We start from the raw sequence: 13,768 nt of genomic DNA on the forward strand, positions 1-13,768 counted from the left end.
TCCGCGGGCTCAGGGAATCAGGATGGTGGAGCCGGTGGTCTTGCGGCCCTCGAGGTCGGCGTGCGCCTGGCCCACGTCCTTCAAGGCGTAGCGCTGGTTGATCTCGATGCTGATCTGCTTGCTGTCGACCATGGCGAACAGGTCGGCGGCGGTGGCGTCCAGGTCTTCGCGGGTGGCGGTGTAGTTGCCCAGCGAAGGACGAGTCAGGTACAGCGAGCCGCGCGAGGCCAGCTCCCCGGTGCTGAATGGCGTCACCGGGCCGGAGGCGTTGCCGAAGCTGACCATCATGCCGCGCGGGCGCAGGCAGTCCAGCGAGCCGATGAAGGTATCCTTGCCGATCGAGTCGTACACTACCGGCACGCCTTTCCCGCCGGTGATCTCCTTGACGCGCTCGACGAAATTCTCGGTCTTGTAGTTGATCACGTGGGCTGCGCCATGCTGTTTGGCCAGCGCCGCCTTCTCGTCGCTGCTGACGGTGCCGATCAGGTTCACGCCCAGGGCGCGCGCCCACTGGCAGGCGATCAGGCCGATGCCGCCGGCCGCGGCGTGGAACAGGATGGTGTCGCCGGCCTTGACCTGATAGGTCTGGCGCAACAGGTATTGCACGGTCATGCCCTGCAGCATCATGGCCGCGGCGGTGTCGAAGCTGATCGAGTCCGGCAGCTTGACCAGGATGTCGGCCGGCATCACGCGCTCTTCCGAGTAGGCGCCGTTGGGACGACCGGCATAGGCCACGCGGTCGCCGACCTGGAAGCCGGCAACGCCCGGACCGACCGCCTCGATGGTGCCGGCGGCTTCCTGGCCCAGGCCGCCGGGCAGCGGCTGCGGGTAGAGACCGGAGCGGAAATAGCAGTCGATGAAGTTCAGGCCGACCGCCGCGTGGCGGATGCGCACCTCGCCCGGGCCCGGTTGGCCGACTTCGACGTCGACGTATTCCATCACCTCGGGGCCGCCGGTCTTGCTGATGCGGATTGCTTTTGCCATCTCAGTCTCCTTGTTCGGGTTCGGTTATCGGTTTGATGCGTGTTCGGGGGCGGATGTTCAGACCTTCTTGCGCGACAGCAGCCACATGCCGGCCAGCACCAGCGCGGTGCCGGTCAGCTGGATGCTGGTGATCGGCTCGTCCAGCAGGGCCGCGCCCATGAAGAGCGTCGACACTGGGCCGACCAGCCCGGCCTGGGCCGCGGTGGGCGCGCCGATGCGCTCGACCGCGACCATGGTCAGGAACACCGGCAGCACGGTGCAGAATACGGAGTTGAACAGCGACAGCTGGTAGACGCCGGCGACCTGGGTGAACAGCTCGCCCGGGCTGCGCAGGATGAAGAACTGGATCACGCAGGCGACGCTGGAGACGCACATCGCGTAGGCCACCAGGCGCACCGCGCCGACGCGCCGCACCAGTTCGCCCGAGGAAATCAGGTAGATCGAATACGTGAAGGCCGAACCCAGCACCAGCGCGCTGCCCAGCATGACGTTGCTGCCGCCGGTGTTGAGGTCATGCATCAGCACCAGCACGGTGCCGAAGTACGAGACCAGCAGCGCCGCCCATTCGATCCAGCCGACGCGGCGCTTGAAGAACAGGAAGGCGATCAGCATCACGAAGGACGGCGTGAGGAACAGGATCAGCCGCTCCAGCCCGGCCGAGATGTATTGCAGGCCGAGGAAATCGAGGAAGCTCGACAGGTAATAGCCCATCAGCCCCAGCACGGTGATGCGCAGGTAGTCGGCGCGCGCCAGCGGCGGGTTGGTGCGGGATTTCCAGATCGCCACGGCGAAGAACATGGGGAAGGCGAACACCATGCGCAGCGTGATCACCATCACCGCGTCGACCTGATAGCGGTACATCAGCTTGGCCACGATGGCCTTGGCGGAAAAGAAGACGGCGCCGACGATGGCGAGCAGGAGGCCGCCGAGGAAGGCCTGGCGATGAGCGGGGTGCTGGACGGTGGAAGTCATGGCCGCGATTGTAAACCGTCCGTCGCCGGCGCGTCGGACGGTCCCGCGCATGCCGCGGCTCAGCGCTTCTTCATCAGCGAGCCCAGCACGCCGCGGATGATCTCGCGCCCGACCTGGGAGCCGATGCTGCGCGCGGCCGACTTGACCATGGCCTGCAGCGGCGAATCGCTGCGGCGGCGGCTGCCGCCGTTGCCGAAGATGCCGCCGGCGGCATCCTTGAGCAGGTCGCCCAGACCGCCGCCCTGGTCCTGCGGCTGGGGCTGGGGCTGGGATTGCGGTGGCTGCGGCGCCGGACGCGCCATGCCGCCGGACGGGCGCGCGCCCTGCGCCGGCGGCGTCTGCGCACGGCCGGCCGAGGCGCCCCAGGCGTTGTCGTCGGCCGGCGTCTGCGACGTGCCCTGGGTCTGCGCGGGCGCCGGCGGCTGCTGCTGGACGGTGCGGCCCTTCAGGCGCTCATAGGCCGATTCGCGGTCGATGGCCTGCTCGTAGATGCCGGCCACCAGCGAAGCGGCCATCAGCGCGCGCCGCTCGTCCTCGCTGACCGGGCCGATCTGGGACGGCGGCGTGAGCACATAGCCGCGCTCTACCACATTGGGCCGCCCCTTCTCGTCCAGGAAGGACACCAGCGCCTCGCCCACGCCCAGCTCGGTGATGGCCTGCGCCGTGTTCAGCCTGGGATTGGCGCGGAAGGTCTCGGCCGCGGCGGTGACGGCCTTCTGGTCGCGCGGCGTGTAGGCGCGCAGCGCATGCTGCACACGGTTGCCGAGCTGGCCCAGCACGGTGTCGGGGATGTCCAGCGGATTCTGCGTGACGAAATACACGCCCACGCCCTTGGAGCGGATCAGGCGCACCACCTGCTCGATCTTCTGCAGCAGCGGCTTGGGCGCCTCGTCGAACAGCAGGTGGGCCTCGTCGAAGAAGAAAGCCATCTTGGGCTTGTCCAGGTCGCCCACTTCCGGCAGGTGCTCGAAGAGCTCCGAGAGCATCCACAGCAGGAAGGTCGAATACAGGCGCGGCGCGTTCATCAGCTTGTCGGCCGAGAGGATGTTGATGACGCCTTTTCCGCGGGCGTCGGTCTGCATCCAGTCCTCGATGTTGAGCATGGGCTCGCCGAAGAACTTGTCGCCGCCCTGCTCGTCGATGGCGATCAGGCCGCGCTGGATGGCGCCGATGCTGGCCGCGGAGATGTTGCCGTATTCGGTCTTGAACTCGGCCGCATGCTCGCCCACGTGCTGCAGCATGGCGCGCAGGTCCTTGGTGTCCAGCAGCAAGAGGCCGTTGTCGTCGGCGATCTTGAACACCAGCTGCAGCACGCCCTGCTGGGTGTCATTCAGGTTCAGCATGCGCGCCAGCATCAGCGGCCCCATGTCGGAAATGGTGGCGCGCACCGGATGCCCCTTTTCGCCGTAGACATCCCAGAACGCCACGGGCGCGGCGGCCCAGGCCGGCTCGGCCAGGCCCAGGTGGGCCAGGCGTTCCTTGACCTTGGGCGAAGCGGCTCCCGCCTTGCCCAGGCCGGACAGGTCGCCCTTGACGTCGGCCATGAACACCGGCACGCCGATGTCGGACAGCGCCTGCGCCAGCACCTGCAGCGTCACCGTCTTGCCGGTGCCGGTGGCGCCGGTGATGCAGCCGTGGCGATTGGCCAGCTGCGGCAGAAGGCAGAGTTGCCCGTCGGAATTGCTGGCGATGGGGAGCGGATTTGTCATGTCTACAAGCCAATCATGGGAGAAATCGGAGGGAGGCGGTATGGTAAAATGCCCGCCCGATTATAGTCAGAACATGGCCATATGATCTTCGAAATTGGCCTCTGATCCGTTCTGTTCTGGCGTCACCCCCATCTCGCAGGAAAGATTCAACATGGCTGGACACAGCAAATGGGCCAATATTCAGCATCGCAAAGGCCGTCAGGATGAAAAGCGCGGCCGCGTCTGGACCCGCCTGATCAAGGAAATCACCGTGGCCGCCCGCATGGGCGGCGGCGACGCCGACGCCAACCCGCGCCTGCGCCTGGCCGTGGACCGCGCGTCCGACGCCAACATGCCCAAGGACAACGTCACCCGTGCCATCCAGCGCGGCACCGGCGCCCTGGACGGCGTGAACTACGAGGAAGTGCGCTACGAGGGCTACGGCATCAACGGCGCGGCCATCATCGTCGACTGCATGACCGACAACCGTGTGCGCACCGTGGCCGAAGTGCGCCACGCCTTCTCCAAGTTCGGCGGCAACATGGGCACCGAAGGCTCGGTGGCCTTCCTGTTCAAGCACTGCGGCCAGCTGATGTACGCCCCCGGCACCGACGAGAACGCCGTCATGGAAGCGGCGCTGGAAGCCGGCGCCGAAGACGTGCTCACCGACGAGGAAGGCGGCATCGAAGTGCTGACCGGACCGAACGACTTCTCCGCCGTGAAGGCCGCCATGGAAGCGGCCGGCTTCAAGGCCGAGCTCGCCGAGATCACCATGAAGCCGTCGACCGAGACCGTGTTCTCCGGCGAAGACGGTGTAAAGATGCAGAAACTGCTGGACGCGCTGGAGAACCTGGACGACACCCAGGAGCTCTATACCAATGCCGTCATTGAAGAATAATCCGCCCCACTAACAAGCGAATCCACATGAAAATCCTAGTCGTCGGCTCCGGTGGCCGTGAACACGCCCTGGCCTGGTCCATCGCCAAGTCGCCGCGCATCCAGAAGGTCTACGTCGCGCCCGGCAACGGCGGCACCGCACTGGACGAGCGCCTGCAGAACATCGCCATCACCGACCCCAGCGCCCTGGCCGACTTCGTCGAGCAGGAGCACATCGCGCTGACCGTGGTCGGCCCGGAAGCGCCGCTGGCGGCCGGCATCGTCAACGTGTTCCGCGCGCGCGGCCTGAAGATCTTCGGCCCCACCCGGGAAGCGGCCCAGCTGGAAAGCTCCAAGGACTTCGCCAAGGCCTTCATGCATCGCCACGCGATCCCGACCGCCGAATACCAGACCTTCTCGGACGTGGCCGCCGCGCATGACTACATCGCCAGGAAGGGCGCGCCCATCGTGATCAAGGCCGACGGCCTGGCCGCCGGCAAGGGCGTGGTGGTCGCCATGACACTGGAAGAGGCGCATCAGGCCGTCGACATGATGCTCTCCGACAACAAGCTGGGCGACGCCGGCGCGCGCGTGGTGATCGAGGAATTCCTGGCCGGCGAAGAAGCCTCCTTCATCGTCATGGTGGACGGCAAGAACATCCTGCCGCTGGCCACCAGCCAGGACCACAAGCGTCTGCAGGACAACGACCAGGGCCCCAACACCGGCGGCATGGGCGCCTATTCGCCCGCCCCGATCGTGACCCCGGCGCTGCATGCGCGCGTGATGCGCGAGATCATCGTCCCCACCGTGCAGGGCATGGCCAAGGACGGCATCCCGTTCTCCGGCTTCCTCTACGCCGGCCTGATGATCGACGCCGAAGGCAACCCCAAGACGCTGGAATTCAACTGCCGCATGGGCGACCCGGAAACCCAGCCCATCATGGCGCGCCTGAAGACCGACCTGCTGACCGTGTTCGAGCACGCCGTGACCGGCACGCTGGACAAGGTCGAGCTGGAATGGGACCGCCGCACCGCGCTGGGCGTGGTGATGGCCGCCTACAACTATCCGGATACCCCGCGCAACGGCGACCTGATCACCGACATCCCGGCCGAAACGCCGGACTGCGTCACCTTCCACGCCGGCACCACCCTGACCGGCGACCGGCTGACCACCTCGGGCGGCCGCGTGCTGTGCGTGGTGGGCCTGGGCGACAGCGTCAAGGTCGCGCAAAAGCACGCCTACGACGCCGCCGACCTGATCCATTTCGAAGGCTCGCAGATGCGCCGCGACATCGGCTGGCGCGCACTGAAGCGCTAAGCCGGCGGGCGCGACCGGCGCCTCAGGCGCCGGCTCGACATGCAATGAACGATCCCTCGCAAAGCCGCGTGTTTTGCGGGGGATTTGTTCTTTTGCCCTCGCCCCTTTCGCATAAAATCGCAGGCGCACTGCAACAAAAGCGCCATGCGGCGAACTAAACAGCTCACGCGGGCGGCCGCCGGATTGCCTTCCTGACAATCCGGCACCACAGCCGGCCCGCTGCAACCCTGGACACAAGAAGCAGAAAAGGAACCACGCATGCAACAACACCTCCTCAACCTCGACACCCTGATCAACCTCTACCTGGTGCCGTTCGGCCTCAAGGTGCTCGCCGCCATCGCCATCTGGATCATCGGCGGCATGTTCATCAACACCTTCGCCAAGGTGGTGCGCCGCGTGCTGAGCGCGCGCCAGTTCGAGACCACGCTGATCAACTACGCGATCTCGGCCATCCACGTGATCCTGCGCATCATGCTGGTGATGGGCATCCTGGAAGTGTGCGGCATCCCCACCACCTCGTTCGCGGCCATGATCGGCGCGGTCGGCGTGGCGCTGGGCGTGGCCTGGTCGGGCCTCTTGGCCAACTTCGCGGCCGGCATCTTCCTGGTGGTGCTGCGCCCGTTCAAGGTGGGCGACTACATCACCGCCGCCGGCCAGACCGGCAGCGTCTCCGACATCGGCCTGGTGACCACCATCATCACCACCGACAACAACCTGCGCGTGATCATCGGCAACAACAAGCTGTTCTCGGACAACATCATCAACTACAACGTCAACCCGACGCGCCGCACCGACCTGCGTTGCCAGATCGCCTACAGCGTCGATCCGCAGGAAGCCATGGCCAAGCTGATGGCGCGCATCAAGCAGATCCCCAACGTGCTGGAAACCCCGGCGCCGGGTATCGCCATCCAGGAATTCAACGCCACCGGCACCCTGATCGCGCTGCGCATCCACGCGCCCACGCCCAACTTCGGCCAGGTCTACAACGACGTGCAGAACGCCGTCGCCGAGGTCTGCCTGAAGGAAGGCTGGCCGGCCCCTGCGACCTACCAGGTTGCGGTGCCGTTGGCGCAACCGCCACAGGCCTGACCCGAAATGCGGCAAAACAAGCCCGGCTCAGGCCGGGCTTTTGTTTTGGAGCGCCCGGAGAAGGCCCCGGCAAGGTACAATCCCGGGGTTAAGAACTCATTACGTGCCCCAGAGCGACACGCCGTGACCACCTCCTCCAACGCACAAAGCGCTACCTCTTCCGTCAAGGCCTACCTGCAGGATTTGCAACACCGCATCGTCTCCGCCCTCGAACAGGCGGACGGCAAGTCCTTCCTGTCCGATTCCTGGGAACGCCCGGAAGGCGGCGGCGGGACCTCGCGCCTGCTGGAAGAAGGCAACGTGATCGAGCGCGGCGGCGTGGGCTTCTCGCACGTGATGGGCAAGAACCTGCCGCCTTCGGCCGCGGCCAACCGCCCGCATATCGCCGGGCGCGAGTGGGAAGCGATGGGCGTGTCGCTGGTGCTGCACCCGCGCAACCCGCACATCCCGACGGTGCACATGAACGTGCGCTTCTTCACCACCCACGCCGAAGGCGAAGAGCCGGTATGGTGGTTCGGCGGCGGCATGGACCTGACGCCCTATTACGGCGTCGAGGAAGACGCGCGACACTTCCACCGCACCTGCCGCGATGCGCTGGCGCCGTACGGCGAGGACCTGTATCCGCGCTTCAAGCAGTGGTGCGACGAATACTTCTACCTGAAGCATCGCAAGGAGCCGCGCGGCGTGGGCGGCATCTTCTTCGACGATTTCAACGCCCTGCCCTTCGAGCAGGCCTTCGCCATGCAGCGCAGCGTGGGCGACGCCTTCCTGGACGCCTACCTGCCGATCCTGGCGGCGCGCCGCGACACGCCTTTCGGCGAGCGCGAACGCGACTTCCAGGCCTATCGCCGCGGGCGCTATGTGGAATTCAACCTGGTGTTCGACCGCGGCACGCTGTTCGGCCTGCAGTCGGGCGGCCGCACCGAGTCGATCCTGATGTCGATGCCGCCGCTGGTGAAATGGCGCTACGACTGGCACCCCGAACCCGGCAGCGCCGAAGCGCGGCTGTATTCCGATTTCCTGGCGCACAAGGAATGGCTGTAATGGCGCCGCAGGCGCAAACGGCATCGCGCTGTATTGCCGTGCTGGGCGGCAGCTTCGACCCGGTGCACAATGGGCATGTGCTGCTGGCCGAGCATTTCGTGCAATTGCTGCGACCCGACGAGCTGCGCGTGATTCCCGCCGGCAACCCCTGGCAGAAGCACGGCCTGCAGGCCTCGCCCGCGGACCGGGTGGAAATGGTGCGGCGCGCCTTCGATGCCCGGCAGGTGCCGGTGGTGATCGATGAGCAGGAGATTCGCCGCACCAGCGCGACCTACACCATCGACACCCTGCGCGCGCTGCGCGCGGAACTCGGTCCGGCGGTGTCCATCGTATTTCTGATGGGCGCCGACCAGCTGCTGCACCTGGATACCTGGCAACATTGGCAGGAATTATTTGATTACGCACATTTGTGCGCCGCTTCGCGCCCAGGTTTCACCCTGGCCGAGGCACATGTGCCGCCGGCGGTGATGGAAGAATTCAAACGCCGCAGCGGCAGCCCGCAAGACATACGCAGCACCACGCACGGATACGGCTACCTGGCCTCCGGGCTGGCGGTCGACATCTCGTCGACCGAAATCCGTGCCCAGCTGCAACGTGGCGCCCGTCCTGATTCGCTGATTCCGGGCGGGGTGCTAGACTATATCGAACAACAACATCTGTACCGAAACTAATGGACATCAAAAAACTGCAAACCCTGGTCGTGGACGCCCTGGAAGACGTGAAGGCCCAGGAAATCCGCATCTTCGACACCACCCACCTGACCAGCCTGTTCGACCGCGTGGCGATCGCCTCCGGTACCTCCAACCGTCAGACCAAGGCGCTGGCCGCCTCGGTGCGCGACAAGGTCAAGTCCAAGGGCGGCAATGTCGTCAGCATGGAAGGCGAAGACACCGGTGAATGGGTGCTGGTCGACTTGGGCGACATGATCGTCCACATCATGCAGCCGGCCATCCGCGCCTACTACCGCCTGGAAGAAATCTGGGGCGACAAGGAAGTGAAACTGGGCGCCGCCAAGCGCACCGGCACCTCCGCCGCCGCCAAGCGCGCCGCAGCCGAAGATGGCCCGGCCCCGAAGATGCGCCGCACCAAGGCTCAAGCTGAAGCCGTCGAAGCCAGCCAGGCGCTGGACGATGAAGACGAGCCGAAGAAGCCGGCCCGCAAGCCGCGCACCACGGCGGCCACCGGCACGACTACCCGTACCCCGCGCGCCGGCACCACTACGCGCACCACCGGCACCAAGGCTACGGCTGCCAAGACCACCACCACCACCCGCTCGACCTCGGCCAAGGCCGGTACTGCGGCGAAACCCGCCGCGAAAACGGCGGCCAAACCCGCAGCCAAGAAGACCGCGGCACCCAAGACCCCGACCGGCAAGACCGTGCGCGTGGCAGCAGCCAAGAGCAACTCTGCCAAGAAGCCAGCGTCCAAACGCGTCTCCAAGGCTTGATGCAGCTGGTCATTGCGGCCGTCGGCCACAAGATGCCGGCGTGGATCGAAACCGGCTTTCAGGAATATGCCAAGCGCATGCCGCCTGAATGCCGGATCCTGCTCAAGGAAATCAAACCCGTTGAACGCTCCGGCAGCCGCACGGCCGAAACCGTGATGGCGCAGGAGCGCGAGAAGATCGAGGCGGCGCTGCCCAAGGGCGCGCGCGTGATCGCCCTCGACGAGCGCGGCCGCGACTGGACCTCGGTGCAGCTGTCGCAAAACCTGGTCCAGTGGCAGCAGGACGGCCGCGACGTCGCCTTCGTCATCGGCGGCGCCGACGGGCTTGATCCCGGTTTCAAGGCCGGCGCCGACACGCTGATACGTATTTCCAGCATGACCTTGCCGCACGGCATGGTGCGCGTCATGCTGGCAGAACAACTGTACCGGGCGTGGTCGATCACCCAGAATCATCCGTATCACCGCGCCTGACATTGGATACCACTACTGCGGCGCCACGTGCCGCGGAGATGAAATGAGTGCCCATGAAACAAGCGGAACAGAAGATCTACCTGGCTTCCAAGAGCCCGCGCCGGCGTGAACTGCTGCGCCAGATCGGCATCGATTTCGAACTGCTGCTGTCGGAAAAGGAAGTCGACGAAAGCGTGCTGCCCAATGAAGGCCCGCTGGACTATGTCGCCCGCGTCACCCGCGACAAGCTCGAGAGCGCGCAGCAGACCATGATCCTGCGCCAGCTGCCGCACCGCCCCCTGCTGTCGGCCGACACCACCGTGGTGATCGACCACCTGATCCTGGGCAAGCCGGCCAGCCACGAAGAAGCGGTGCAGATGATCACCCGCCTGTCCGGCCGCACCCACCAGGTGCTCACCAGCGTCGCGGTGGGCCTGACCATGGGCGTGGAGACCGAGATCTGGCAGATCACCCAGCAGTCGGACGTGAGCTTCGCGGCGCTGACCACGGATGCCATCGAAGCCTATTGCAGCACCATCGAACCTTACGACAAGGCTGGCGCCTACGGCATCCAGGGCCTGGCCTCCATGTTCATCAGCAATATCGTCGGCAGCCATTCCGGTATCATGGGACTGCCGCTGTTCGAGACGGCTCAACTATTACAAAAAGCGGGCGTCCGTATCCTATGAGCGAAGACATTCTGATCAACATCACCCCGCAGGAGACGCGCGTGGCGCTGATCCTGCAGGGCGCCGTGCAGGAGCTGCACATCGAGCGCACGCTCTCGCGCGGCCTGGCCGGCAACATTTACCTGGGCAAGGTGGTGCGCGTGCTGCCGGGCATGCAGTCGGCCTTCATCGACATCGGCCTGGAGCGCGCGGCCTTCCTGCACGTGGCCGACATCTGGGAAGCGCGGCCGCACGACGGCCAGAACGCCCCCGCCATCCCCATCGAGAAACTGCTGCACGACGGCCAGACCGTGACGGTGCAGGTGATCAAGGACCCGATCGGCACCAAGGGTGCACGGTTGTCGACGCAGATTTCGATCGCCGGCCGCATGCTGGTCTACCTGCCGCAGGACAAGCACATCGGCATCTCCCAGCGCATCGAGAACGAAGCCGAGCGCGAACTGCTGCGCAGCAAGGTGCAGGCGCTGCTGCCGCCCGAGGAAAAGGGCGGCTTCATCATCCGCACCATGGCCGAGGACGCGTCCGACTCCGACCTGCAGATGGACGTCGAATACCTGCGCAAGACCTGGGCCACCATCGTCAAGCAGAGCAAGACCAATCCCGCGCCCACCCTGCTGCACCAGGATCTCTCCCTGGCCCAGCGCGTGCTGCGCGACTTCGTCAGCGACGACACCTCGACCATACAGGTCGACTCGCGCGAGAATTTCCACATGCTGCAGGAATTCGGCGCCGTCTACACGCCCTCGGTGCTGACCAAGCTCACGCACTACCGCGGCGAGCGCCCGCTGTTCGACCTGTACGGCGTGGAAGAGGAAATCGAGCGCGCGCTGGGACGCCGGGTGGACCTGAAATCGGGCGGCTACCTGATCGTCGACCAGACCGAAGCGATGACCACCATCGACGTCAACACCGGCAGCTTCGTCAACGGCCGCAACTTCGACGACACCATCTTCAAGACCAACCTCGAGGCGGCCCACGCCATCGCGCGCCAGCTGCGCCTGCGCAACCTGGGCGGCATCATCATCCTCGACTTCATCGACATGGAGAGCGCCGAGCACCGCAGCGCGGTGCTGGCGGAACTGGGCCGGGCCCTCAATCGCGACCGCACCAAGATTTCGGTATCGGGCTTCTCGACGCTGGGCCTGGTGGAAATGACGCGCAAGCGCACCCGCGAATCGCTGGCCCACATCCTGTGCGAGACCTGCCCGGCCTGCAAGGGCCGCGGCCAAGTGAAGACATCGCGTACGGTGTGCTACGAGATCCTGCGCGAAGTGATGCGCGAGGCCAAACAGTTCAACCCGCGCGAATTCCGCATCCTGGCGTCACAAGTCGTCGTGGACATGTTCCTCGAAGAAGAATCGCAACATCTCGCCATGCTGGGCGACTTCATCGGGAAACCGATTTCGCTGCAGGTGCAGAGCGATTATCAGCAGGAGCAGTACGACATCATTCTGATGTGATCGGGACTGCCTCCTGATCCTTGCGGCAATGGTGAGGCGATTGCCGCGCCATGCAGCGCATGTTGCTCGAAGGATTGACGTACCCAGGCCTCACCCGGCGGCGGCTGAATTGGCCGCCTGTCGCGGCATGAGGAACTTGGGAGCGAATCGGGAGAACTATCTTTCTCCACGGGCGGGGGGGATGGCGGCAGCCATGGGGCAAGCTGCGACGGAAATCTGTTCGAAAAGCCGTCACACGGCCAAATGCGCAGGACTGAACACGATCTGGCCGACAGTCCGACCAAGCACGAAGATCAGTCCCTTATCCTACCGGCCATGAGGCGTCTTGCTTGCAGCATTCAAGCCGGCGCGCTGATCTCCCGATCAGGTTGCCGGAAGCGGAACAAGGCCGCCATCGTCACGGCCAGCACCACGGTGTAGAACAGTCCGCACTCGCGCCACGCGAACATCACGTCCACCAGGCCATCCAGGAAATAGGACAGGCACAGCACGGTACCCATGCAGGCAGCCGCCTTGACGCTGCCCGGCTGGCCACGCGCATATCGAACGAAATACGCAACCGGAATGAAGTACAACGCCAGCAGCGCGACGATGCCGCAGGAGCCGAACAGCACGGCGGTAAAAAGAATCTCGTTGTGGGAATGCGGGTATTGCGCACTGCCTTCGCTGATCACTCCCTCATCGGCCATTTTCCTCAGCGCCCGGGAGTATCCGTTGATCCCGACGCCGATGAAGGCATTTTCCCGATACAGGCGCAAGGATGCCTGCCAGAGCTGGAAGCGCGTGCCGACGGAGGTATTGAGGTCTGATTTGTTTTCGAACTGGACAACATCGTTACGGGCAGCCAGCAAACGCTCACGCACCGAGTCCGTCGATCCATAGATGCCCGCGACCACCAGCATGATCGCCAGCACCGCCGCCATCTTGCGCAGCATGCTTGAGCTGGGGAGGAAAAGTAAGCATGTGGCCACCGCAAAGACTGGAATGGCCAACCATCCGCCTCGGGACTGGTAAAGATAAATCGCGTACAGCCCCCCGAGACCAGACACTACTTTGAGAGCGAACAACAACCTGCGAATGCTCTCTGGCAGTTCTACGTCCCATTTGACGGAACACATAGCCATTGTCCCCGAGATGGCAGCTAATTCGGTATAGGCCAGGATAGGCATGAAGTTAGGGTGCTCACGTACTGTTCCGCCGGCGGTCATCCAGTAGGTCTTGGCCGTGGCCACAAGGGCGGCGATGGCAAAAGCGACACCCAACCACTTGAAGAATCGCCGCGGAAGATGCAGGAACACCCAGAACAGCAGGACGAAGCCCTGAAAGCGCAGGGCGAAATTGAAGTCCTTGGCCGAACCGTTGGCCACGAGGATCTGGCTCAGCACCAGACAAAACGTGAAACCTGAAACGGCCAGGTACAGCGGCCAGAACGTGCGCCAGGAAGCCAGAAACGCTGAAACCGACGAACGGCCGCGGATGAAGACCGCCACGATGCCCAGCAGCAACATGGCGTAATAACTGATGCCGGCAATCTTGTCGACCGACAGCCCGAGCACGATAAAGGCCGTTGCGGCAGCAAACATCATCCATTGCATCGGTACCGGCAACATCGGTTTCTCACTCATTGCCAGCTCCCCCGGGCACGCCGAACAGCCACAAAAGCGAGCTGGAGCCATTTCCCTTCGGAAGCAAGAAACCGCAGACTTCCCCAAAATTCATTGTCTTTCCCTGATGCTTCAAGTACAAAGCGCCC

General features: G+C 64.8%; 13 protein-coding genes. 9 read left to right on the forward strand and 4 right to left on the reverse strand.

All coding sequences use genetic code 11. From position 1 onward, the window contains the following. Window positions 1–9 precede the first annotated feature (9 nt). From CEJ42_RS13215 to CEJ42_RS13225, 3 genes are read right to left on the reverse strand one after another with little or no spacing between them, the layout of a single operon-like run. Window positions 10–984, reverse strand: coding sequence for a quinone oxidoreductase family protein (locus tag CEJ42_RS13215; protein WP_088751376.1), 975 nt, complete (start codon window positions 982–984; stop codon window positions 10–12). A gap of 57 nt (window positions 985–1,041) precedes the next feature. After that, on the reverse strand, window positions 1,042–1,956 hold the full coding sequence (locus CEJ42_RS13220) for a DMT family transporter (protein WP_088751377.1): 915 nt from the start codon (window positions 1,954–1,956) through the stop codon (window positions 1,042–1,044). Between the two features lie 59 nt (window positions 1,957–2,015). Continuing rightward, window positions 2,016–3,665 carry a helicase HerA-like C-terminal domain-containing protein gene (locus tag CEJ42_RS13225; RefSeq protein ID WP_088751378.1) on the reverse strand — a complete coding sequence of 550 codons (1,650 nt, stop codon included), beginning with the start codon at window positions 3,663–3,665 and terminating at the stop codon, window positions 2,016–2,018. 151 nt (window positions 3,666–3,816) lie between these two features. Between CEJ42_RS13225 and CEJ42_RS13230 the strand changes: the two genes are divergently transcribed. The 9 genes from CEJ42_RS13230 (at window position 3,817) to rng (ending at window position 12,015) form a co-directional block, all read left to right on the forward strand. Beyond that, on the forward strand, window positions 3,817–4,542 hold the full coding sequence (locus CEJ42_RS13230; RefSeq protein ID WP_079218617.1) for a YebC/PmpR family DNA-binding transcriptional regulator: 726 nt from the start codon (window positions 3,817–3,819) through the stop codon (window positions 4,540–4,542). 26 nt (window positions 4,543–4,568) lie between these two features. Continuing rightward, the gene (gene purD, locus CEJ42_RS13235) at window positions 4,569–5,837 is read left to right on the forward strand and encodes a phosphoribosylamine--glycine ligase (RefSeq protein WP_088751379.1); all 1,269 of its coding nucleotides are present in this window, start codon (window positions 4,569–4,571) and stop codon (window positions 5,835–5,837) included. 258 nt (window positions 5,838–6,095) lie between these two features. After that, window positions 6,096–6,926 carry a mechanosensitive ion channel family protein gene (locus CEJ42_RS13240; protein ID WP_079218611.1) on the forward strand — a complete coding sequence of 277 codons (831 nt, stop codon included), beginning with the start codon at window positions 6,096–6,098 and terminating at the stop codon, window positions 6,924–6,926. 123 nt (window positions 6,927–7,049) lie between these two features. After that, complete coding sequence (gene hemF, locus CEJ42_RS13245) at window positions 7,050–7,970, forward strand: oxygen-dependent coproporphyrinogen oxidase (protein ID WP_088751380.1); 921 nt, start codon at window positions 7,050–7,052, stop codon at window positions 7,968–7,970. Then, window positions 7,970–8,641 carry a nicotinate-nucleotide adenylyltransferase gene (locus CEJ42_RS13250; RefSeq protein ID WP_079218607.1) on the forward strand — a complete coding sequence of 224 codons (672 nt, stop codon included), beginning with the start codon at window positions 7,970–7,972 and terminating at the stop codon, window positions 8,639–8,641. The genes hemF and CEJ42_RS13250 overlap by 1 nt, the downstream gene beginning before the upstream one ends. Next, on the forward strand, window positions 8,641–9,417 hold the full coding sequence (rsfS, locus tag CEJ42_RS13255; RefSeq protein WP_088751381.1) for a ribosome silencing factor: 777 nt from the start codon (window positions 8,641–8,643) through the stop codon (window positions 9,415–9,417). The genes CEJ42_RS13250 and rsfS overlap by 1 nt, the downstream gene beginning before the upstream one ends. Continuing rightward, a complete protein-coding gene (rlmH, locus tag CEJ42_RS13260; protein WP_079218602.1) occupies window positions 9,417–9,887 on the forward strand; it encodes a 23S rRNA (pseudouridine(1915)-N(3))-methyltransferase RlmH in 471 nt (156 codons plus the stop codon). The genes rsfS and rlmH overlap by 1 nt, the downstream gene beginning before the upstream one ends. A gap of 53 nt (window positions 9,888–9,940) precedes the next feature. Then, a complete protein-coding gene (locus CEJ42_RS13265) occupies window positions 9,941–10,555 on the forward strand; it encodes a Maf family protein (RefSeq protein ID WP_079218599.1) in 615 nt (204 codons plus the stop codon). Further along, entirely contained in the window at window positions 10,552–12,015 is a 1,464-nt protein-coding gene (gene rng / locus CEJ42_RS13270) for a ribonuclease G (RefSeq protein WP_079218597.1), read from the forward strand. The genes CEJ42_RS13265 and rng overlap by 4 nt, the downstream gene beginning before the upstream one ends. A gap of 338 nt (window positions 12,016–12,353) precedes the next feature. Here the strand turns inward: rng and CEJ42_RS13275 are convergent, their stop codons facing one another. Continuing rightward, complete coding sequence (locus CEJ42_RS13275; protein WP_165774432.1) at window positions 12,354–13,640, reverse strand: O-antigen ligase family protein; 1,287 nt, start codon at window positions 13,638–13,640, stop codon at window positions 12,354–12,356. Window positions 13,641–13,768: the final 128 nt, after the last annotated feature.

The sequence above is a fragment of the Herbaspirillum robiniae genome (assembly GCF_002213415.1).
Classification (GTDB): Bacteria; Pseudomonadota; Gammaproteobacteria; order Burkholderiales; family Burkholderiaceae_D; genus Herbaspirillum; species Herbaspirillum robiniae.